Below are 20,606 nucleotides of genomic sequence, written 5' to 3'. Positions count from 1 at the left end.
AGACTCAAAATCAACAAGTTATAAAGTTCATTATTATTTTACGACAAATAACAAACAGCATTTACATCTACTAAAAGGAATTTAGAATGAACAAGTTAAGTCTATCGGCAGTATCCCTAGCGGTATCAACTGTTTTGTTTTCAACTGGTGCGAGTGCATATGTATTAGGCACCGAAAATACAGGCAATGTAGAAATCTACGGTGTCGTAGCAGTATCTACTTATGGCCACACGGGTGATGATACGAATCTTGCAGATTACAGTATTGATAACGAAACACGTGTAGGTTTTCGCGGTAGTAAGCAAATGACAGATGAGATAAATGTCATATTTCAAGTTGAATCAGGATATACAGATGTAGATGACTGGTCTGGTGGCGGTTTAGGTTTCCGCGATACATTCGTGGGTGTTGAAGGTGATTACGGTAAAGTAACTGTTGGCCGACAGTTAACGCCTATGTACGAAGTTGTGGACTGGCCTTTTACTAACCCTGGCTTAGGCCGCGTATTTGACCCTGCCGCAACAGGAGATATTGCTTACATGTACGATCGTACGGAGTCTATTCGTTATTTTGCCCCTGCGATGGGAAATCTGAATGTTAATGTTGCAACGGGTCGTGCTGGCAGTGATGAAAATGGCCATTGGTTCGGTGGCGCAGCTAAGTATAAAGCATTTGATACGGTCACATTACATGCAACGTTTGAGTATGCTAATAGTAGACAATCAAAAGCAGCTGTAGATGGTGTCGCAGCAGGACATAAAATTGATGCGAATGGTGTGATTGTACCTGTTGCTGCTGTAGATCCAATAGACGCAGTTATAACGGACACTTTTACCTATCTCGTTGGTTTTGAAGCTCCAATTTTAGATACTGGCATCAGCATTGCTGCCGCGTATAAATACGGCCAAGCTGAGAATATAGCGACTAAAAAAGTTGACTCACAAGGTTCATATTCTGTTGTTGCGCAATATTGGAATGGCCCACTGGGTATTAAATTAGGTTACGCGGCAACGGAAGACGTAGATTCAGAAGACAACTCAAACGAAAGAAAAGGCTCTTCTGTAACATCACTACAAGTGATGGGTGTTGTGAACGGTTTTGTTCCTTATGTGCGAGTTGGTATGACAGACAAACTTGGCTGGGGTGCAAAAACTTCTGATAGCCAAGAAACATTTGCTCGTGTAGGTCTTGAATACGGTTTCTAAAGTTAATACCTTTATATAGTAAAGAAAATAGATAACAGGAAACCAGCTGCAGATGTTAAATTTGTAGCTGGTTTTTTTAATTCTACATGCAGATGTTACGCATTACTTAGCTTGGTGTTGATTTCATGAACCGATAGAGTAATTACCTGTACTTTTTATCCGTAAATTAGCGTTTGATCAAGACGTTATTGATTTTTAAATCTAGAATACGCAGTGTATTTCATTTTCTATTTAGGTTTATTCATGAAAAAATTAGTGACAACAAAAAGTTTAGAAATAAAAAAGAAAAATAAAATAATATCAATGGCTATATTATGTATAGCTGTTGTAATCAGTGCCTTTACATTTATGACTCAAGAGACAACTAAAAATATAGATCAATATCTCTATAGTGAAAATGCACTTGTTTTTGGTAATCAAAATGCCAAAGTGACTATTGTTGAATTCTTTGACCCCGCATGTGAGTCTTGTCGAGCCTTTTACCCTCTCGTTAAAAGCCAAATAAAGAAATATAAAGGCAAAGTAAACTTAATTGTTCGACCAGTGGCATTCCATAAAAACGTAGGTCCTGTTGTTACCGCATTAGAGGCAACCAAAATACAAGGTAAATACTGGGATGCACTGAGTACGACGCTATATAATCAAAGTCGTTGGGCAATCAATCATACTGCCAATGTAGAGTTGTTATATCCATATCTGCAAGACGCTGGTATTGATATTGAAAAGCTTAAAATTGATATGACGAAAACAGTTATTACTGACAAATTAGCTCAAGATACACTAGATGCTAAAACGCTAAAAGTATTAAAGACACCGACCTTCTATGTTAACGGTGTGAAACTGACAACTTTCGGCGACGCACCATTAAAAGCGCTTATCGCAAGTGAAGTAAAAAAAGCATATCCAGACAAATAATTTATAACGAAGTATAAAAAAGCCCTCAAATTGATTGAGGGCTTTTTATTAGAAGCTAATTACGTTCTATACAATATCTTAACGATGTGCCAACCATGCTTGGTCTTCACAAGATGTGGAGTAAGAATTTCGGCATTGAAACAAACCTTATCGAAGGCGGGAACCATCGCACCTTTTCTGAACTCACCTAAGTTACCACCATCCTTCTTACCTGATGGGCAAAGAGAATGTGACTTAGCTAGCTTTTGGAAGTTGCCACCTTTTTCTAGCTGTTCTAAAATGTCATATGCTTTATCTTGGTGCTTTACTAAGATATGTAATGCTGCAGCTGTACGCGCCATAACTAAATTAACTCTAAATAAATAATTTACAATTGCACATTTTAACACAATCGATACACCAATGCCTATAGTCTTAATTCACAGCTGCTAGTCACTGGTTATAGAAAGCGCAGAAACAACAGCTAAGACCAGTTTTTAGTCATTTCAAATGAAACAGTGTGCCACTATTAACTTATAAGAGGTATAATGGTAACAAATAATCGCTTTCATATATTAAGGAAATAATTGCACATGGCAGTTCACCCAAGAGCCGGACAAAAGGCATTAAATTCTGATCTTTGTAATATCCCTGCACTTGTCTCTCATTATTACATCAACAAACCTGATGTGAGTAAAATTGCTGAGCGTGTTGCATTTGGCACATCTGGTCATCGTGGTAACGCTTTTGCGTCTTCTTTTAATGAAGACCATATCCTTGCTATTTCTCAAGCGATTGCCGAATATCGCCATGAACAAGGCATTACAGGCCCTTTATTTATCGGTAAAGATACACACGCATTATCTGAACCAGCAAATATTTCAGTTATCGAAGTATTAGTTGCAAATGGTGTTGATGTACGCATTCAAGCGGATGATGGTTTTACACCGACGCCGGTTATCTCACATGCAATTTTAACGCATAACAATAACAACACAATTCAAGCTGACGGTATTGTTATCACGCCATCACACAACCCACCACAAGATGGCGGCATTAAATATAATCCGCCACATGGTGGCCCGGCTGATGGTGATGTAACGAAAATAATTGAAAACCGTGCCAACGATATTATTGCAGAAGGCTTAACTGCTGTTAAACGTATTAGCTTTGCTATTGCTATTGAGTCTGCTCATTATCAAGAAATTGATTATGTAGCAGGCTATGTTGCAGATTTAGAAAATGTGCTCAACCTTAAAGCAATTTCAGATGCAGGCATTAAAATCGGTGTCGATACGTTAGGCGGTTCTGGTTTTGCATACTGGGAAGTGATTGCTGCGAAATATAATTTAGATATTGAAGTAGTAAACGACCGCGTAGATCCAAGTTTTTCATTTATGTGCCTAGATAAAGATGGCAAGATCCGCATGGACTGTTCATCACCCTATGCAATGGCAAGTTTGATCAACTTAAAAGACGATTTTGATATTGCCATTGGCAATGATCCCGATTATGACCGCCATGGTATTGTGACGAAAAGTGGCTTGATGAATCCGAACCATTACCTTGCAGTCGCAATTCAATACTTATTTAGTCATCGCAAAGATTGGCCAGTGAATGCGAAAATAGGTAAAACACTTGTATCAAGTTCTATGATTGATCGTGTCGCAACTAAGATTGAACGCCCATTATGTGAAGTCCCTGTTGGTTTTAAGTGGTTTGTTGACGGTTTACATACTGCCGATTTTGCCTTTGGCGGCGAAGAAAGTGCGGGTGCATCATTCTTACGTAAAGACGGTACCGTTTGGACTACGGATAAAGACGGCATCATTCTAGCATTACTTTCTGCAGAGATTCTTGCGGTAACAGGTAAAGATCCTGCACAACTTTATGCAGCACTGACTGAAGAGTTTGGCTCTCCCGTTTATAACCGCATCGATGCGCCAGCTTCATTTGAAGAAAAAGCGATTCTTTCGAATTTATCACCAGAGTCGGTTCAGGCTAAAACATTGGCCGGTGAAACTATCACGGCTAAATTAACAAACGCGCCAGGCAACAATGGTAAAATTGGTGGTTTGAAAGTAACGACTGAAAATGGTTGGTTTGCTGCGCGCCCATCAGGCACAGAAGCTATTTACAAAATTTATGCAGAAAGCTTTAAAGATGAAGCGCATTTAGCGTTAATTTTAAGCGAAGCACAAGAAATTGTATCAGCAGCATTAAAAGCTTAAGCGATTAATTAACACGTTTAATCTCATACTTAAATCTAGTACGAGCCAAAAGGTTGTCTAACTCTCTTACTACAGCAGAGCTAAGCAACCTTTTTTATTAACAAGCTAATAACCTTATGTTGCACTAGGCTCAAAAAGAACACGAATCATTTTACACCCTGTTATGTTCTTAGCACTATTTTTGCTTGATTATTATCAATTCAACATTGAAAAATCTATTTTTAAATACAAATTGATTGATCTAAATCAATCAAGTCAAATACACCTATTTATAGTGTCTTTTTAACAAAATAACAAACAAATTCCGCTGTTAATGTTACGTAAAATCGCGTAATATCCCCATCTGAGTACGATAGTCAATTTATAAAACCTATATTTACACGTACTTTTTTGGGTATTCACGCATCGTAAGATGTTTAATTATTCGTAGCACCGGAAGCAAAATATGAGCTCTCATTCACCTATAAAAACTGACTATAACTATAAAGTTGTACGACAGTTTACTGTGATGGCTGTTATCTGGGGTATTGTTGGTATGTCAATTGGTGTGCTAATTGCAGCACAGTTAATTTGGCCTGCACTAAATTTCGATACACCTTGGTTAACTTATAGCCGTCTTCGTCCCCTACATACCAATGCAGTAATCTTTGCATTTGGTACTTCGGCCCTAATGGCAACATCTTTTTATGTTGTTCAACGTACCTGTCAAACTCGCTTATTTGGCGGTGTTTTACCAGCAGTTGTATTTTGGGGTTGGCAACTTGTTATTATCTCCGCCGTTATATCATTACCACAGGGTTATAACACCTCAAAAGAATACGCAGAACTTGAATGGCCAATTAGTATTTTAATTGCAATTGTTTGGGTTATCTACGCAATTGTATTCTTTGGCACAATTGTTAAACGACGTACGTCACATATTTATGTTGCGAACTGGTTCTTTGGCGCATTCATTCTAACTGTTGCTATTCTACATATAGTGAATAATGCTGCAATCCCACTGAATATGATGAAATCCTATTCTATCTACGGTGGAGCTATTGATGCAATGGTTCAGTGGTGGTACGGCCATAATGCAGTAGGTTTCCTTCTAACGGCAGGTTTCCTAGGCATGATGTATTACTTTGTTCCTAAACAAGCGAATCGTCCTGTTTACTCATATCGTTTATCTATTGTTCACTTCTGGGCATTAATATCGCTGTACATCTGGGCTGGTCCTCACCACCTTCATTACACAGCGTTACCTGATTGGACTCAATCAGTTGGTATGGTCATGTCGTTAATCCTATTTGCGCCATCTTGGGGTGGTATGATTAATGGTATCATGACGCTGTCAGGTGCATGGCATAAACTACGTTATGACCCTATCCTGCGTTTCCTTATTGTATCTTTATCTTTCTACGGTATGTCGACGTTCGAAGGCCCTATGATGGCAATTAAGAGTGTAAACGCATTATCGCATTACACTGACTGGACTATTGGTCACGTACACTCTGGTGCCCTAGGTTGGGTTGCAATGGTCTCTATTGGTGCTATCTACCATTTAATCCCTGTGTTATTTAACCAAGGTCGTATGTACAGCGTTAAGCTTATCAATGTTCACTTCTGGTTGGCAACTGTCGGTACAGTTCTTTACATTGTTGCAATGTGGATCTCAGGCGTTATGCAAGGGCTAATGTGGAGAGCGGTAAATGCTGACGGTACTTTAACGTATAGCTTCGTTGAATCACTGCAAGCTTCATACCCATTCTACTTTGTGCGCTTCATTGGTGGTGTGTTCTTTGTAACAGGTATGCTTCTTATGGCATATAATGTCTTTAAGACAATCTCTGCCGCAGATCATTCAATCAAAGCTGATGCTGAAGCTGCATAACTTAGGAGATATGTTATGAAACATGAATTAATTGAAAAGAACATCGGTTTATTAGCGATCTTCATCGTCATTGCTATCAGCTTTGGCGCAATGGTTGAAATTACGCCACTGTTCTGGCAAAAAGATACCACTGAACCTTTAGATACTCTACGCCCTTATACGGCGCTAGAGATGGAAGGTCGTGATATCTACATCCGTGAGAACTGTTCAGTCTGTCATAGTCAAATGATCCGACCTTTCCGTGCAGAAACAGAGCGCTACGGTGCATATTCTGTTGCTGGTGAGTCTGTTTGGGAGCATCCATTCCTATGGGGTTCTAAACGTACTGGCCCAGATCTAGCGCGTGTTGGCGGTCGTTATTCTGATGATTGGCATCGTGCCCATTTACTTGACCCACGTAGTGTTGTTCCTGAATCAAACATGCCAGCTTTCCCTTGGTTAGCTGAAAATGTATTAGATGGTTCAGAGTCTGCTAAGAAACTAAGTATCTTCAAAAACTACTTTGATGTTCCTTACACAGATGCCGATATTGCTGGTGCAGAAGCCGCGGTTAAAGGTAAAACTGAACTAGACGCTTTGGTTGCTTACCTGCAATCATTAGGTCATGCATTAAAATAGGGGTATAACGTATGGATTACGGTACATTTCAAGGGGTTTATACCCTAATACTAATGGCCATTATTATCGGTATTATTGCTTGGGCTTACAGCAAACGTCAAAAACGTTCGTTTGATGAAGCTGCTAATTTAGTATTTGCTGATGAAAAAGTCCATAGTGATTCACTTAATGGAGAGCAGAAAAATACATCTGCTCGTATTTAGGAGTTTATGATTATGAGTACTTTTTGGAGTATTTGGATCACAGTGATCACACTAGGTAGTATTTTTGGTTGCCTAGGTCTGCTTTGGATGTGTAACAAAAACGACACCGGAGTTAAAGAAGGCGAATCAATGGGCCACTCTTTCGATGGTATCGAAGAGTTAAATAACCCATTGCCAACATGGTGGAAATACCTGTTTATTTTTACTTGTATAGGTGGTTTCATCTATTTTGCACTTTACCCTGGTTTAGGTGCCTATAAGGGCCTATTAGGTTGGACAAGCACTAATGAATACCAACGCGAAGTGTCGTCTGCAGATGACAAATATGCAGCTGTATTTAACAAATTAGTTAAAACAGAAGAAAGTAACTTCACTGAATACCGTGAAATTACTGACATCGCGAAAGACCCTGAAGCAGTAAAAGTAGGTCAACGCCTATTCTTACAAAACTGTTCACAGTGTCATGGTTCTGATGCACGTGGGGCTAAAGGCTTCCCTAACCTAACGGATAACAATTGGTTATACGGTGGTACTACTACTGATATCAAAAATACGATCATGCATGGACGAAATGGTGTAATGCCAGCTTGGTTATCGGTTCTCGGCGATAAAAAAGTAGATCTAGTAACAACTTATGTTGTTGGTCTATCTGGTCGTAGAGTGAATGCACGTGACGAAGCTGCAGGTAAAGAGATATTTCTTCAAACTTGTGCAGCTTGTCATGGTGCTGATGCTAAAGGCATGACTATGCTGGGTGCGCCTAACCTAACGGACAAAATTTGGTTGTACGGTGGTTCAAGAAAAACTATCGAACAAACAATTAAATACGGTCGTAATGGGGCTATGCCTACATGGAGTAAAATCCTTGGTGAAGACAAAATAACGCTATTAACCGGTTATGTTTACAGCTTAAATGTAAAGTAACGTAATAGTGGTAATTTAAAGCTCCATTTACTAAATGGAGCTTTTTTTTTAGCTGTAACTTTGTTAAATTTCGCTTTTCCCTTTTTGGAGTTCACAATGAAATCTTATTGGTATAAAGAACCTTGGTTCTGGTTCGTTTTTTTCTTTCCTTTTTTGTCTGTGGTTGCTGGTACTTCGACATTTATTGTTTTTCAACATAACCAGCCAAACATGGTTTCTGAAGATTACTATAAAGATGGTAAAAAAATTAACCAAGACTTAACTAAATACCATGAAGCGTTAGCTCGAAATATTACATTCAATTTAAAATTCGACAACGGCTTTGCTGTGTTCACACCTGCCACAGGTGATATGACAGAGAACGAAGCGCTTAACATTTCATTTTTCCACGTAACGTTGGCAAAACATGATATTTCAATGTTAGCTACAGCAGCGGCTGACGGGAGTTACCGTGTAGAAATACCAAAAGATATGCTACAAGGAAAATGGCGTGTGCGTGCAGAGTCTTTTGATCATACATGGCGTGTTCAAGAATACGTTCAATATCCAAATACTTCTGTAATTAAGTTAGACGGCGAGCAAGATTAATGTCAAACGGTACTAATTGTTATCACTGTGGCGAAGATGTTTTAACTGCAGATAAAAATAAATATAAAGTGTATATCGCACCTGAAGAACGTGAAATGTGTTGCCCAGGTTGTATGTCTGTCGCTGAAATGATTGTCGGTTCAGGCTTAAGCTCATATTATGAACACAGAACTGATTTATCTCCCACAGCAAAGCAATTAGTACCGGATGAGTTATTACGATTAGAAATATACGATGATAATGAAATTCAAGATGAGTTTGTTTATCAAGACGGTGAAATAAAAGAAATCACCCTCACCGTTGAAGGATTAACCTGTGCCGCTTGTGCTTGGTTAATTGAAAAAAGTTTACGTAATACCCAAGGTATTCACTTCATCAACGTCAACGCGACAAGTAATCGCATTACGCTCAAGTGGGTTGATGAAGAAATAAAGTTAAGTGATATTTTAAAACGAATCAGCAATTTAGGTTATAGTGCATCGCCTTTTCAAGCAGACCAACATGAATTGATGTACAACAAGCAACTTAAATCTTATTTCAGACGATTAGGGTTAGCTGGGTTAGCAACAATGCAAGTAATGATGTTTGCAGTAGCGCTCTACTCTACTTGGTTCGGTGATATGGAAGAGATGTATCGCCAACTTTTCCGATGGGTAAGTTTGATTGTTGCAACGCCTGTATTACTTTATTCCGCGCAGCCTTTTTATTCTAATGCCTTACGTAATTTACGTACCAGAACGCTGGGTATGGACGTACCTGTTTCAATCGCATTACTTGGCGCTTATTCAGCCTCTGCTTATGCAACCATGACTGGAACAGGCGAAGTTTACTTTGAATCTATTTCAATGTTCACTTTCTTCTTATTATTTGGTCGTTATCTAGAACTAAGAGCCAGAAAGAAAACGTCCGAACTGAGTGCAAACATGGCAAAGCTTATTCCAAATATGGCATTGCGTGTTAATAAAGATAAAACTGAAAAACTAATTCCTACAAAACAGCTTGAAATCAACGATCTCGTCATTGTCAAAATCGGCGAAGTGATCCCTTGTGATGGCACCATTGTAGCAGGTGAAACAAGTGTAGATGAATCAATGCTAACTGGTGAGTTCTTACCTATTACAAAATCGGTTGATTGTGGTGTGTACACAGGTAGTCTTAATGTTGAACAAACAATTAAGGTATGCGTTACTAAAACACACAAGCACAATTTGATTTCAGAAATTATCCGCTTACAGAATACAGCGCAGTCATCAAAACCTCAGATTTCAATCTTGGCTGATAAAATATCACGTTATTTTGTTCTCGCGCTATTGGTCATATCCGCAAGTACTTACCTTTTCTGGTTGGGTTATGAACCTGAGAAAGCGTTTTGGGTCACCTTGTCTGTTCTTGTAGCAACCTGCCCTTGTGCTTTATCATTGGCAACGCCAACGGCACTAACCTGTGCAACCAGCTTCTTATCTCAACGTGGTATTTTAATTCGTAAAGAACACGTGCTTGAATCGCTAACTAAAGTTGATGAAATCGCATTCGATAAAACAGGAACGTTAACAAAAGGTTCATTCTCGCTAACGAGTATTAAATCGGACAGTGAATTACAAGAAAATGAATTATTACGCATAGCAACGTCTTTAGAGCAACACTCAACACACCCGATAGCATCTGCGTTTAAATCGAATATAGAAATAATTCAATTTGATACAACACAAAATCATATTGGTTTAGGTATTACGGGAACACTTGGCGAGAATACTTACAAAATAGGTTCTTCTGCCTTTACACAGCAAACAAGTTCAACATCAGATGGTAAAGAAATTGTTGTTTATTTAATTAAAAATAATCAGTTAATTGCACGTTTTTATATTCAAGATGAAATGCGAGAGAACGTTTCAACCACATTGGATTATATTGCCAATACTGGCTTAGACGTGACCCTGCTTACTGGCGATACAGAAAACAACACGAATAAAGTGATCGACGGTTTGGCAATAACAAATATAAAAACCAGCCAATCACCAGAAAGTAAACTTGCCTACATCAATCAACAACAAGCACAAGGAAAATTAATGCTAATGGTTGGCGATGGGGTTAACGATGCGCCAGTCCTCAGTGCTGCGACTGTATCAGTTGCAATGGGTGAAGGCTCTGATCTTGCGAAAAACAGTGCAGATGTGGTGTTATTAACTACTGATTTCATTGCGATGAAATATATGCTGGCTACTGCGACAAAAACATATAAAATAATAAAACAAAACTTAATGTGGGCGCTTGGCTATAATTCATTAATTTTACCGTTGGCAATGTCAGGAAGCGTTCCTCCGTATATTGCGGTAATTGGAATGTCACTCAGCTCACTGCTCGTTATTGGTAATTCATTAAGGCTGTTAAAGTAATGGAAATTATTTTTATGTTAATCCCGATTGCGATAATTTTTGTTGCAATCGCTGTAGGTATCTTTTTTTGGGCAGTTAAGTCAGACCAATTTGAAGATTTAGAACGTGAAGGCAGTAATATCTTGTTTGACGAAGATAATAATAACAACGAATCACCGGTTACTAAACCAGTTGTCAAACATGATAACTAGTTTTTTCGCTGCTTTTATGATTGGTATCTTAGGGGCTGGTCATTGTATTGCGATGTGTGGCGGTATTTCTGGCGCAATCGCACATGCAAACACGCAATCATCACCTCAAACTGCATCACTCGCCCCACTATTTTATAATCTAGGACGGATCTCTAGCTACACGCTAATAGGCCTAATTGTCGGTTATACTGCACAAATTGGTTTGAATTTTGGTGCTGGCTATGACTTATTAGTGATTTTACGCTTTGTTTCTGGTATTACGTTAATATTGATTGGGTTATATATTGCGCAACTCAATTCAGCGATTCTCCAACTTGAAAAAGTGGGTCGTTTAGTCTGGCGATATATTCAGCCTCTGGCTCGCCAATTTTTGCCATTAAAAACACCTTATCACGCCTTCCCGCTCGGATTTTTATGGGGTTGGTTACCGTGTGGCTTAGTTTATTCAGCGCTAACTTTAGCTTTATCAAGTGGGTCCGCATTAGAATCTGCATTAACTATGTTTTCTTTCGGGCTGGGAACTTTCCCCATTATGTTTTTAGTTGGAAGTTTGTCGAGTAAATTTAACAGCTTAATACAAAACGCAAAGTTCAAAAAAATGAGCGGTTTATTACTCGTTTTATTCGGTTTACATATTATTTATATAGCATTAGTACAATTAAGTGCTTCTGGCATTTAATTTTGCTACAATATTGACATATATCAAAAGAGTTTATTGGAATTATGGCCCTAGATAACAAGATCCCAACACGAGTTGCGACTTCAAAGTGTGAAATCCACTGTCAAAACTGCAGCATTAGCCAACTTTGCATACCATATTCTTTGAATGATTCGGAGCTAGATTCTCTCGACCAAATTATTGAACGCAAAAAACCTTTTCAAAAACACGATGAAATTTTTAAAGCCGGTGATAAAATTAAATCACTTTACGCTATCCGTTCAGGATCTGTAAAATCATATACAATTACAGAACAAGGTGATGAGCAAATTACAGGTTTCCATCTCGCTGGAGACTTAATCGGTTTTGATGCATTGAGCTCTGGTATTCACCCAAGTTTTTCTCAAGCATTAGAAACGTCTATGGTTTGTGAAATACCTTTTGACACCCTTGATGACTTAATTGGCAAAATGCCGATGTTACGTCGCCAAATAATGCGCTTAATGAGTGGCGAAATTGCCGCTGATCAAGAAATGATTCTTTTATTAAGTAAAAAGAACGCTGAACAACGTCTTGCCGCTTTTTTAAATAACCTTTCAGCGCGTTTCTCTGAGCGTGGATTTTCGCCTAAAGAATTCCGATTGACCATGACACGTGGTGATATTGGTAATTATTTAGGGCTTACGGTTGAAACCATCAGCCGCCTACTTGGTCGCTTCCAAATAAGTAAAATGATTGAAGTTAAAGGAAAATACATCACTATCTTAGATCGTGAGGGTTTAGCTTTACTCGCTGGTAAAAAATAGTCTTAATTCACAGCGCTTAACTTATAGCCCATAAAATGCAGTACATTTATGGCATCTATCACAAATTGAGATATAGTTAAATAAGTAAAATTGTTGATTGTGTATAATCGATATAAGAAACATATACTTACTCTACATTCAATTTGTGATGAAGGTGCCTTATGAATAAATATAAAAATATTCTAGTGGTTGCAGATCCCGTTAATACGCCACAAATCGCATTATCCCGTGCGCTGTATCTTGCATCTCAACAAGATAATGTATCAATTACCCTTCTTCTTGTTATCTATGACCTTTCTTATGAACTAACGTCTCTATTTTCGAGTGATGAACGTCAGTCAATGCAAGATGCTATTGTTGCTGAAGAAAAAAAATCATTTACACAGCAATTAAAACAAGATTATTCCGGTATAGATTTAAAGTTAAAGCTTATTTGGCATAAGCGTCCTTTCGAATCAATCTTAGAAGAAGCTAAACTCAATAATCACGATTTGATTGTAAAAAGTACACACGATCATAATAAGCTAAGTGCAGTTATGTTTACACCAACTGATTGGCATCTGTTGCGTAAAAGTCAATGCCCAGTATTACTTGTCAAAGATCATGAATGGCCGATTGGTGGTAATATTGTTGCCGCTATTCAAGTGCTTGAAACAACGAGCCTCAGCTCAGAAGATGATAACTCCATTAATGAGCGTATCACGCAAGAAGCGATACAGCTAAAAGAGTTACTTAATGCAAATATACATTTAGCAAATGCTTATCCAAGCACACCTGAACATATATCGATAGAAATCCCTAATTTTGATGCGGTTGCATATAATCAAGAGATTGAAGACCATCATAAAAATTCGATGTATATCCACGCAGCTAAGTTTGATATTGCCAAAGAAAATGTTCATATTCAATCAGGAGCACCCGAAGACGTGATTGTTGACGTTGTTCAAGCAGTAGATGCCGAATTAGTCATACTAGGTGCACCGACTCGTAATGGTCTTTCTGCATTTTTAATCGGGAATACGGCTGAGATGGTGATTGATTCAATTAACTGTGACCTTCTAGCGTTAAAATAACTGTCAATTTCTAATGTGAAATCTTACGGTAACACTCTGCCCTTGCTCTGGAACTTGCTTTTCCGGCTTGCTTGGGTATACTGCGCTGCTTACAGCAATATTTACCCTGAGTGTCCCAATGAATCCTGAAAACCTTACCGCTTTAGAAAAAAAGCAATTTGCTAAACTGCAAAAAAAACTGCGCCATGAAACAGGTAAAGCAATCGTAGATTATAATATGATTGAAGATGGTGACAGAGTCATGGTTTGCTTGTCTGGTGGTGCAGATAGTTTTACAATGCTTGACATTTTAATTCAATTACAAGCAGCTGCACCGATTAGTTTCGATATAATTGCGGTTAACTTAGATCAAAAACAGCCGGGTTTCCCTGAAGATATTCTTCCACGCTACCTTGACAATCTTGGCATTGAATACAAAATTGTCCAGAAAGATACTTACAGTATCGTTAAAGATAAGATTCCAGAGGGCAAAACAACGTGTAGCCTTTGTTCTCGTTTACGTCGTGGTATTTTGTATAATGCAGCGGTAGAACTTCGTGCAACCAAACTTGCACTTGGCCATCATGCTGATGATATCGTTGAAACATTATTCTTGAATATGTTTCATGGTGCTAAAATGAAAACAATGCCACCAAAACTAATTTCTGACGATAAGCGTAATATTGTTATCCGCCCACTTGCATATTGCCGCGAAGCAGATATTAAAGCTTACTCAGCCTTTAAAGCATTCCCTATTATTCCTTGTAATCTATGTGGTTCACAAGAAAATTTACAACGCCAAGCGGTTAAAGCAATGCTAGCACAGTGGGATGAAGCAAACCCTGGTCGTGTGAATAATTGCTTTAATGCCATTCGCAACATAGTGCCAAGCCATCTTGCAGACACCAACGCGTTTGATTTTGTAAATATGGATTTAGAGCGCGCTGATGAGTTAACTGAACTCGATACAGCGTTTGATAATGAAATTGAAATGGTTCCTGTTGAAAGATCTAAAACAGGTGTAGAAAATTTTGATCCAAACGACGCCATTACTGTTCTGGAATTATAAACGTTTACAATTTTAGAAATAAAAAAGCACTGCATTATCGCAGTGCTTTTTTTTATCTAATGTTTACTTATTTAATTCTCTGATTCAGAGCCAATCAAATTTCGGTTAGCGGTACGATACGTAATGGTTGTTTACTGAATTTTATTCCCGCAATTTTATCGCGAATAATTTCATCCTGAGATAACGAAATTTGTTGACCACTTTTAAATAAATTTCCGCTGGTGGTATAAGCGTCGACAGGTTCATCAAAAATAAATTGTACGCCTATAGTTGCAGGTAAATTCATCCGACCAAAGTAACCAGCCATATTTCCTAAAAACAGATCGAACTCTTCAATTTGCTTCACTAAGGATAAAGTTGAATATTCAACACTGTTATTTTCTGCAGCCATAATTTGGAAAGCAAGGTCACATGACGCTATATCAGTCACATTCACGTGCACTTTTGCTTTATTATCACGTAAATCTTTATCGAAAGGAAGCAGCAGCTCAGAGTCAGTTCCAACTTCAACATCAGTGATCGCGCCTTCGAAATTAATAAATGCATTTTCGATCTGACAATGTTTACCTGTCTGACTATTATTAAGGAAAACACCAATTTTTGTATTAACGTACTGTTCTTTTTTACTATTTTTTATTCTGTTATAAAAACCATCATAACCAACGACTAATTCTTGGGCGCTTAAAGAAGGGACAAGGAGACTTGAAAGAAGCACCACTTTGATGAAATGGTTATTAAACATGATCTGGTTCCTTAATAAATTAGTAAGTAAAAGTAAGAGGTATTATTCTATCGCTGATTATACCTAAAATAAGTCATAAATTAGAGCACATATTCCGACTTTATTACTTTTAAAGTTTTAAAAATGACCTGAATATGTTTTAAATGCATTATTTTTATTGAAGTTCAAATTTATGCTTCATTTCTGTGAACTATAGCATTAGAATTCAGGCAAATTGTTCATCTTACTCGATTAGATGGACCTCTTATCATTTAGGTTTATTGATGCTTAATAAAAATCAAAACTCAATCATTAGACTTGCTAACGCAAAAAAGTCATTTGATAACAAACTTATTATTAATGACTTAACATTAGATATTTATGATGGTGAATTTGTCACAATTTTAGGCCCTTCTGGCTGTGGCAAAACAACTGCATTGCGTGTGCTTGCTGGATTAGAAACGCTTGATAGCGGTGATGTATACCTTGAAAATACATGTATCACAGATGTCCCGGCAGAAAAGCGTAATACCAATACCGTGTTTCAAGGCTATGCACTGTTCCCACACATGACAGTGTTTGAAAATGTAGCCTTTGGTTTGCGTATGAAAAATATTGCGGAATCAGAAATCAAACAGCGTGTTAAAGATATTCTAGCCGTCGTAAAGCTAACCGACTTTAAAGATCGCAAACCAGCTCAACTTTCAGGTGGTCAACAGCAACGTGTGGCAATTGCACGCGCTGTGATTAACCAGCCAAAAGTGCTGTTATTGGATGAATCGTTAAGCGCATTAGATTATAAGCTGCGTAAAGAAATGCAGAACGAGCTTAAAATGTTACAACGAAAATTAAATATTACTTTTATATTCGTTACACACGATCAAGAAGAAGCATTAACAATGTCTGATCGTATTATTGTAATGAACAAGGGTAACGTTGAACAGATCGGTACACCACGAGAAATTTATGAAACGCCGATTAACTTATTCGTGGCTAAGTTTATTGGTGAAATTAATATCTTCCCTGGTGTTATTGAATCATGCCTAGGCGAAGATAAATACATTGCCAATGTACATGGCTGTCAGTATACGATTTCAACAGCGCTATCGCTACAACTCGATCAACAAGTCAATATTTTATTACGACCAGAAGATTTAAGAATTAAAGAAATAGACGCTAAAGCTACGTCTGCACAGATTACTGGCCATATTATCGAACGAAATTACAAAGGGATGACGCTAGATTCGGTTATCCGCTTAGATTCAGGTGAAAGAGTACAAATCAGTGAATTCTTTGACGAAGATGATCCCGATTTTGACCATAGCCTAGGACAAAAAGTGGCTGTTTCATGGGTAGAAAGCTGGGAGGTTATCTTAAAAAATGATTAATTCGTCGCTTTTTAAGCGTTTCTCTATTGGACTTTTACTTGTTTGGCTAAGTGTCTTCGTTTTAGTGCCTAATTTGATGATTATCGTCACCAGTTTCTTAACACGTGATGATGCAAACTTAATAAGCTTAACTTTTACGTTAGACAACTATGTGCGTTTATTTGATCCCTTGTACTTTAAGGTATTAAGTCATTCAGTATATATGGCGAGTATAGCAACATTTGTCTGCTTAATTATTGGCTACCCTTTTGCTTATACGATAGCCCAGTTACCTAAAAAAGTACGACCTGTGTTGTTATTCCTAATTATTGTCCCGTTTTGGACCAATTCATTAATTAGAACATACGGAATTAAGATCTTATTAGCTAAAAAAGGTCTACTTAACGCTTTATTACTCAATTTACATCTCATTGATAAGCCATTAAAGCTGATGTACACCGAATTTGCCGTCATTTTTGCTTTGGTCTATATATTACTGCCATTTATGATTTTACCTTTGTATTCGAGTATTGAAAAAATAGATAAAAGCTTGATTGAAGCAGCGAAAGATCTTGGTGCTTCTAAGTTTATTACTTTTTTAAAAGTTGAATTACCTTTGACTATGCCGGGGATTATCGCTGGTATGTTATTAGTATTTTTACCTGCTATGGGGATGTTTTATATTGCAGACCTGGTCGGGGGAGCTAAAAACTTACTGATCGGTAATACGATCAAAACACAATTTTTGAATATTCGAGATTGGCCGTTTGGTTCTGCCGCAAGTATCACATTAACAGTGTTCATGGCGGGCTTACTATTTTTCTATTACAAGGTAGGTAAATCGATTAAAAACAGAGGTAACAATGCTTAAACGTCATATATCCAAAGTCTTGTTGCTATTAGTATATATATACTTGTATACACCCATCTTTATTTTAATCGGAAATTCGTTTAATGCCTCTAAATACGGCTTAAAGTGGAAAGGATTGACAACAAAGTGGTATGAACTACTTTGGAGTAACGATACATTACTCCAAGCGGCATTTAACTCGATAACAATTGCTGTTTTTGCATCATCAATTGCCGTCGTTATAGGTACATTGGGCGCTGTCGCTTTATTTAAGCATAAGTTTAAAGGTAAAAAGTTTATATCTGGGCTACTCTTTGTTGTGATGATGTCTCCCGATATTGTGATGGCGATTTCATTATTATCTTTATTCATTATACTTGGTTTAGATCTTGGCTTTGTTACCTTACTTATCGCTCACATAACCTTTTGCATCCCGTTTGTTGTCATCACGGTTTACAGTCGTTTAAGTAATTTTGATAACGCGATATTAGAAGCTGGTAAAGATTTAGGCGCAAGCGAAGCAACAATCTTTAAACGTATTATTTTACCCATTGCTAAACCGGCAATTATTGCGAGTTGGCTATTATCATTTACCTTATCGCTTGATGATGTAATAGTGAGCTCGTTCGTGACAGGCCCTAGTTTCGAAGTACTCCCATTGAAGATATATTCAATGGTTAAAGTTGGCGTTTCGCCAGAGGTTAATGCACTAGCTACTGTTATGATTTTAATATCGATTTCGTTTGTTATTGCCGCAGCCCTTATTAATAAAGGTGAAAAGTAGATTCACTAGCATCGCTTTTACTTGTTATGCAGCCTTGTGCTGCTGTTGTTTACTATTAAATAAAAAGAAGAAGTCAAATTACTATGTTTAAATCAACCGTAAAGTGTATAGCCGCTGCCCTACTTTTTAGTAGCTCAGCTTACGCAACGACCATTAATTTTTATAACTGGTCAGAATATATCCCGCCAGGCTTATTAGCTCGTTTCACTGAAGAAACAGGTATTAAAGTCGTTTATTCAACGTATGAATCTAATGAGTCAATGTACGCTAAATTAAAAACGTATGATAAGAACGGTTATGATCTTGTTGTGCCGTCAACTTACTTCATTAGTAAAATGAAAAAAGAAGGCATGCTTCAAGAAATCAATCATAAGAAGCTAACCAATTTTGGTAACCTAGAACCGTCTTTGTTAAACAAAGAATACGATTTAGGTAATCGTTATAGTATTCCATATATTTGGGGCGCTACAGGTATTGGTGTTAACACTGCAGATATTGAATTGTCATCAGTAACAAGCTGGAAAGACTTGTGGGACCCAAAATGGAAAGGTCAATTACTATTGACTGACGATGCTCGTGAAATTTTCCACATGGCATTAAAAATACAAGGTCACTCGGCTAATACACAAGACAAAGAAGAATTAGCACAAGCATATGAATTATTAAAAAAACTGATGCCTAACGTGCTTGTATTTAACTCTGACACACCAGCTAACCCTTATATCGCAGGCGAAGTAGAGTTTGGTATGATTTGGAACGGCAGCACTTATATGGCGCAACAAGAAGATAGTGATATAACCATGGTATATCCAAAAGAAGGGGCTGTATTTTGGATGGATAGCTTAGCAATTCCTAAGAATGCGAAGAACGTTGATGCCGTACACAAGCTTATCGACTTCTTACTGCGCCCTGAAGTTGCTGCTGAAGTTGCTTTAGAGATTGGTTACCCAACGCCTAATAAGGCAGCTAAAAAATTACTACCTAAAGAATTTACTGAAAACAAGATTGTATTCCCTGATGCAGAAACAATTGAAAACGGTGAGTTCCACTCAGATGTTGGCGAAGCAAATATAATTTACGAACGTTATTACGAAAAGCTAAAAGCGCAAAACCTGTAAGGTTAGCTGCGATTTAGTACTGATACTAGATAATAAAAAGGTGCATAATTTTGCACCTTTTTGTCGCGTTCAATTTTAATTGATCATTTAAAAAAACTGTTTATCTCTCGCCATTAATTCATCAACCAACTCTCTCACTTCATCAGTTGCTTTACCGATTCGGTGCTCTTGAAAATTATCCGAGATATGCGTAGAGTCTAAATTTATTTCGATGGTATGCGCACACGCTTTATGTGCTTCATTAACAAAATCAGCCGCAGGGTAAACCGAGCCTGATGTACCTATAGCAATAAAGAGGTCTGCAGTGCTTAATGTTTTATAAATATCATTCATAAATAAAGGCATTTCATTAAACCAGACAACATGTGGGCGAAGGTTACCAGCTTCTTTGCAACACGGGCATTTTAGTGTCTTATTTAATTGCTTGTAGGGGAATAATTTATGCGTCTTTTCACAACGTGCTTTGATTAACTCGCCATGCATATGAATAACATTCTCCGCCCCCCCACGCTCATGTAAATTATCTATATTTTGCGTGATAATACTAACGTTACCAGAATAGCTTTTTTGTAGCTCAGCTAATGCTATATGTGCGTCATTAGGTTGAATGCTAGGCAAAGATAATTGGTTAAATCGTTGATTATAAAAACTATAAACTAACTCAGGATCTCGACGATAGCCATCTAGAGTGGCAATATCATCTATGTGATGTTTAGCCCATAATCCATCACTTGCACGGAATGTTTCAATACCTGATTCAGCAGAAATACCTGAACCTGTAAGGATCACTATGTTGTTATAGTTGTCGAACATTTAACTTCTCTTTGTAATAAATCTTATATTGACCATAACATTATTGCGTCTTTGCCGCACGATGAAATACCTATTTTAGGTAATTTATTTGTGTTATGTGATACGAATTAATGTTGGATAATTTGGACTCTATTATGTGATAAAAACCGGTGCTAACTATATGGAAGGCATATATAAATAAGGGAGCTATATGATTACAGAGGTTGGCATACTTGAAATAATAAAATCTTATTGTGGCAGTCCTGCCT

Annotated in this window: 21 protein-coding genes; 18 read left to right on the top strand and 3 right to left on the bottom strand. The window is 37.6% G+C overall.

Translation table 11 applies throughout. From position 1 onward, the window contains the following. Positions 1-86 precede the first annotated feature (86 nt). Positions 87-1,205 carry a porin gene (locus tag HWV03_RS11060; protein WP_211679828.1) on the top strand — a complete coding sequence of 373 codons (1,119 nt, stop codon included), beginning with the start codon at positions 87-89 and terminating at the stop codon, positions 1,203-1,205. Positions 1,206-1,448: 243 nt separating this feature from the next. Then, the gene (locus HWV03_RS11055) at positions 1,449-2,120 is read left to right on the top strand and encodes a DsbA family protein (RefSeq protein WP_211679825.1); all 672 of its coding nucleotides are present in this window, start codon (positions 1,449-1,451) and stop codon (positions 2,118-2,120) included. Between the two features lie 59 nt (positions 2,121-2,179). Here HWV03_RS11055 and HWV03_RS11050 read toward each other — a convergent pair whose 3' ends face one another. After that, complete coding sequence (locus HWV03_RS11050; protein ID WP_211680170.1) at positions 2,180-2,461, bottom strand: peptidylprolyl isomerase; 282 nt, start codon at positions 2,459-2,461, stop codon at positions 2,180-2,182. Between the two features lie 231 nt (positions 2,462-2,692). Between HWV03_RS11050 and pgm the strand changes: the two genes are divergently transcribed. The 12 genes from pgm (at position 2,693) to ttcA (ending at position 14,705) form a co-directional block, all read left to right on the top strand. Next, the gene (pgm, locus tag HWV03_RS11045; RefSeq protein WP_211679823.1) at positions 2,693-4,330 is read left to right on the top strand and encodes a phosphoglucomutase (alpha-D-glucose-1,6-bisphosphate-dependent); all 1,638 of its coding nucleotides are present in this window, start codon (positions 2,693-2,695) and stop codon (positions 4,328-4,330) included. 445 nt (positions 4,331-4,775) lie between these two features. Next, positions 4,776-6,203, top strand: coding sequence for a cytochrome-c oxidase, cbb3-type subunit I (ccoN, locus tag HWV03_RS11040; RefSeq protein WP_211679821.1), 1,428 nt, complete (start codon positions 4,776-4,778; stop codon positions 6,201-6,203). A gap of 15 nt (positions 6,204-6,218) precedes the next feature. Continuing rightward, positions 6,219-6,821 carry a cytochrome-c oxidase, cbb3-type subunit II gene (gene ccoO, locus HWV03_RS11035; protein WP_211675523.1) on the top strand — a complete coding sequence of 201 codons (603 nt, stop codon included), beginning with the start codon at positions 6,219-6,221 and terminating at the stop codon, positions 6,819-6,821. 11 nt (positions 6,822-6,832) lie between these two features. Then, a complete protein-coding gene (locus tag HWV03_RS11030; protein ID WP_211679818.1) occupies positions 6,833-7,024 on the top strand; it encodes a cbb3-type cytochrome oxidase subunit 3 in 192 nt (63 codons plus the stop codon). A gap of 12 nt (positions 7,025-7,036) precedes the next feature. After that, entirely contained in the window at positions 7,037-7,948 is a 912-nt protein-coding gene (gene ccoP, locus HWV03_RS11025; RefSeq protein ID WP_211679815.1) for a cytochrome-c oxidase, cbb3-type subunit III, read from the top strand. A gap of 96 nt (positions 7,949-8,044) precedes the next feature. Beyond that, entirely contained in the window at positions 8,045-8,536 is a 492-nt protein-coding gene (locus HWV03_RS11020; RefSeq protein ID WP_211679811.1) for a FixH family protein, read from the top strand. Continuing rightward, positions 8,536-10,929: a heavy metal translocating P-type ATPase gene (locus HWV03_RS11015; protein ID WP_211679808.1), complete on the top strand. Its 2,394-nt coding sequence runs from the start codon at positions 8,536-8,538 to the stop codon at positions 10,927-10,929. Before HWV03_RS11020 ends, HWV03_RS11015 begins: the two co-directional genes overlap by 1 nt. Then, the gene (gene ccoS / locus HWV03_RS11010) at positions 10,929-11,120 is read left to right on the top strand and encodes a cbb3-type cytochrome oxidase assembly protein CcoS (RefSeq protein ID WP_211679805.1); all 192 of its coding nucleotides are present in this window, start codon (positions 10,929-10,931) and stop codon (positions 11,118-11,120) included. The genes HWV03_RS11015 and ccoS overlap by 1 nt, the downstream gene beginning before the upstream one ends. Further along, on the top strand, positions 11,110-11,799 hold the full coding sequence (locus HWV03_RS11005) for a sulfite exporter TauE/SafE family protein (RefSeq protein WP_211679802.1): 690 nt from the start codon (positions 11,110-11,112) through the stop codon (positions 11,797-11,799). The genes ccoS and HWV03_RS11005 overlap by 11 nt, the downstream gene beginning before the upstream one ends. Before the next feature lie 44 nt (positions 11,800-11,843). Then, positions 11,844-12,584 (top strand): FNR family transcription factor, encoded by a 741-nt coding sequence (locus HWV03_RS11000; protein ID WP_211679800.1) that lies wholly within the window; start codon positions 11,844-11,846, stop codon positions 12,582-12,584. A gap of 161 nt (positions 12,585-12,745) precedes the next feature. Next, positions 12,746-13,657 (top strand): universal stress protein UspE, encoded by a 912-nt coding sequence (gene uspE / locus HWV03_RS10995; RefSeq protein ID WP_211679798.1) that lies wholly within the window; start codon positions 12,746-12,748, stop codon positions 13,655-13,657. Between the two features lie 118 nt (positions 13,658-13,775). Next, a complete protein-coding gene (gene ttcA / locus HWV03_RS10990) occupies positions 13,776-14,705 on the top strand; it encodes a tRNA 2-thiocytidine(32) synthetase TtcA (protein WP_211679796.1) in 930 nt (309 codons plus the stop codon). 94 nt (positions 14,706-14,799) lie between these two features. Here ttcA and HWV03_RS10985 read toward each other — a convergent pair whose 3' ends face one another. Further along, a complete protein-coding gene (locus HWV03_RS10985) occupies positions 14,800-15,447 on the bottom strand; it encodes a DUF2987 domain-containing protein (protein WP_211679794.1) in 648 nt (215 codons plus the stop codon). A gap of 263 nt (positions 15,448-15,710) precedes the next feature. Between HWV03_RS10985 and potA the strand changes: the two genes are divergently transcribed. From potA to HWV03_RS10965, 4 genes are all read left to right on the top strand, one after another. Then, positions 15,711-16,814, top strand: a complete 1,104-nt coding sequence (gene potA, locus HWV03_RS10980) for a spermidine/putrescine ABC transporter ATP-binding protein PotA (protein ID WP_211679792.1) — start codon at positions 15,711-15,713, stop codon at positions 16,812-16,814. Then, entirely contained in the window at positions 16,807-17,664 is an 858-nt protein-coding gene (potB, locus tag HWV03_RS10975; RefSeq protein ID WP_211679789.1) for a spermidine/putrescine ABC transporter permease PotB, read from the top strand. Before potA ends, potB begins: the two co-directional genes overlap by 8 nt. Beyond that, entirely contained in the window at positions 17,657-18,427 is a 771-nt protein-coding gene (gene potC / locus HWV03_RS10970) for a spermidine/putrescine ABC transporter permease PotC (protein WP_211675498.1), read from the top strand. The genes potB and potC overlap by 8 nt, the downstream gene beginning before the upstream one ends. Before the next feature lie 83 nt (positions 18,428-18,510). Then, the gene (locus HWV03_RS10965; protein ID WP_211679786.1) at positions 18,511-19,545 is read left to right on the top strand and encodes an extracellular solute-binding protein; all 1,035 of its coding nucleotides are present in this window, start codon (positions 18,511-18,513) and stop codon (positions 19,543-19,545) included. A gap of 87 nt (positions 19,546-19,632) precedes the next feature. Here the strand turns inward: HWV03_RS10965 and cobB are convergent, their stop codons facing one another. Continuing rightward, positions 19,633-20,358 (bottom strand): Sir2 family NAD+-dependent deacetylase, encoded by a 726-nt coding sequence (gene cobB, locus HWV03_RS10960; RefSeq protein WP_211679774.1) that lies wholly within the window; start codon positions 20,356-20,358, stop codon positions 19,633-19,635. Between the last annotated feature and the right edge of the window lie 248 nt (positions 20,359-20,606).

Source organism: Moritella sp. 36 (assembly GCF_018219415.1).
GTDB lineage: Bacteria > Pseudomonadota > Gammaproteobacteria > Enterobacterales > Moritellaceae > Moritella.
This window is presented reverse-complemented; position numbering and strand designations above follow the sequence as displayed.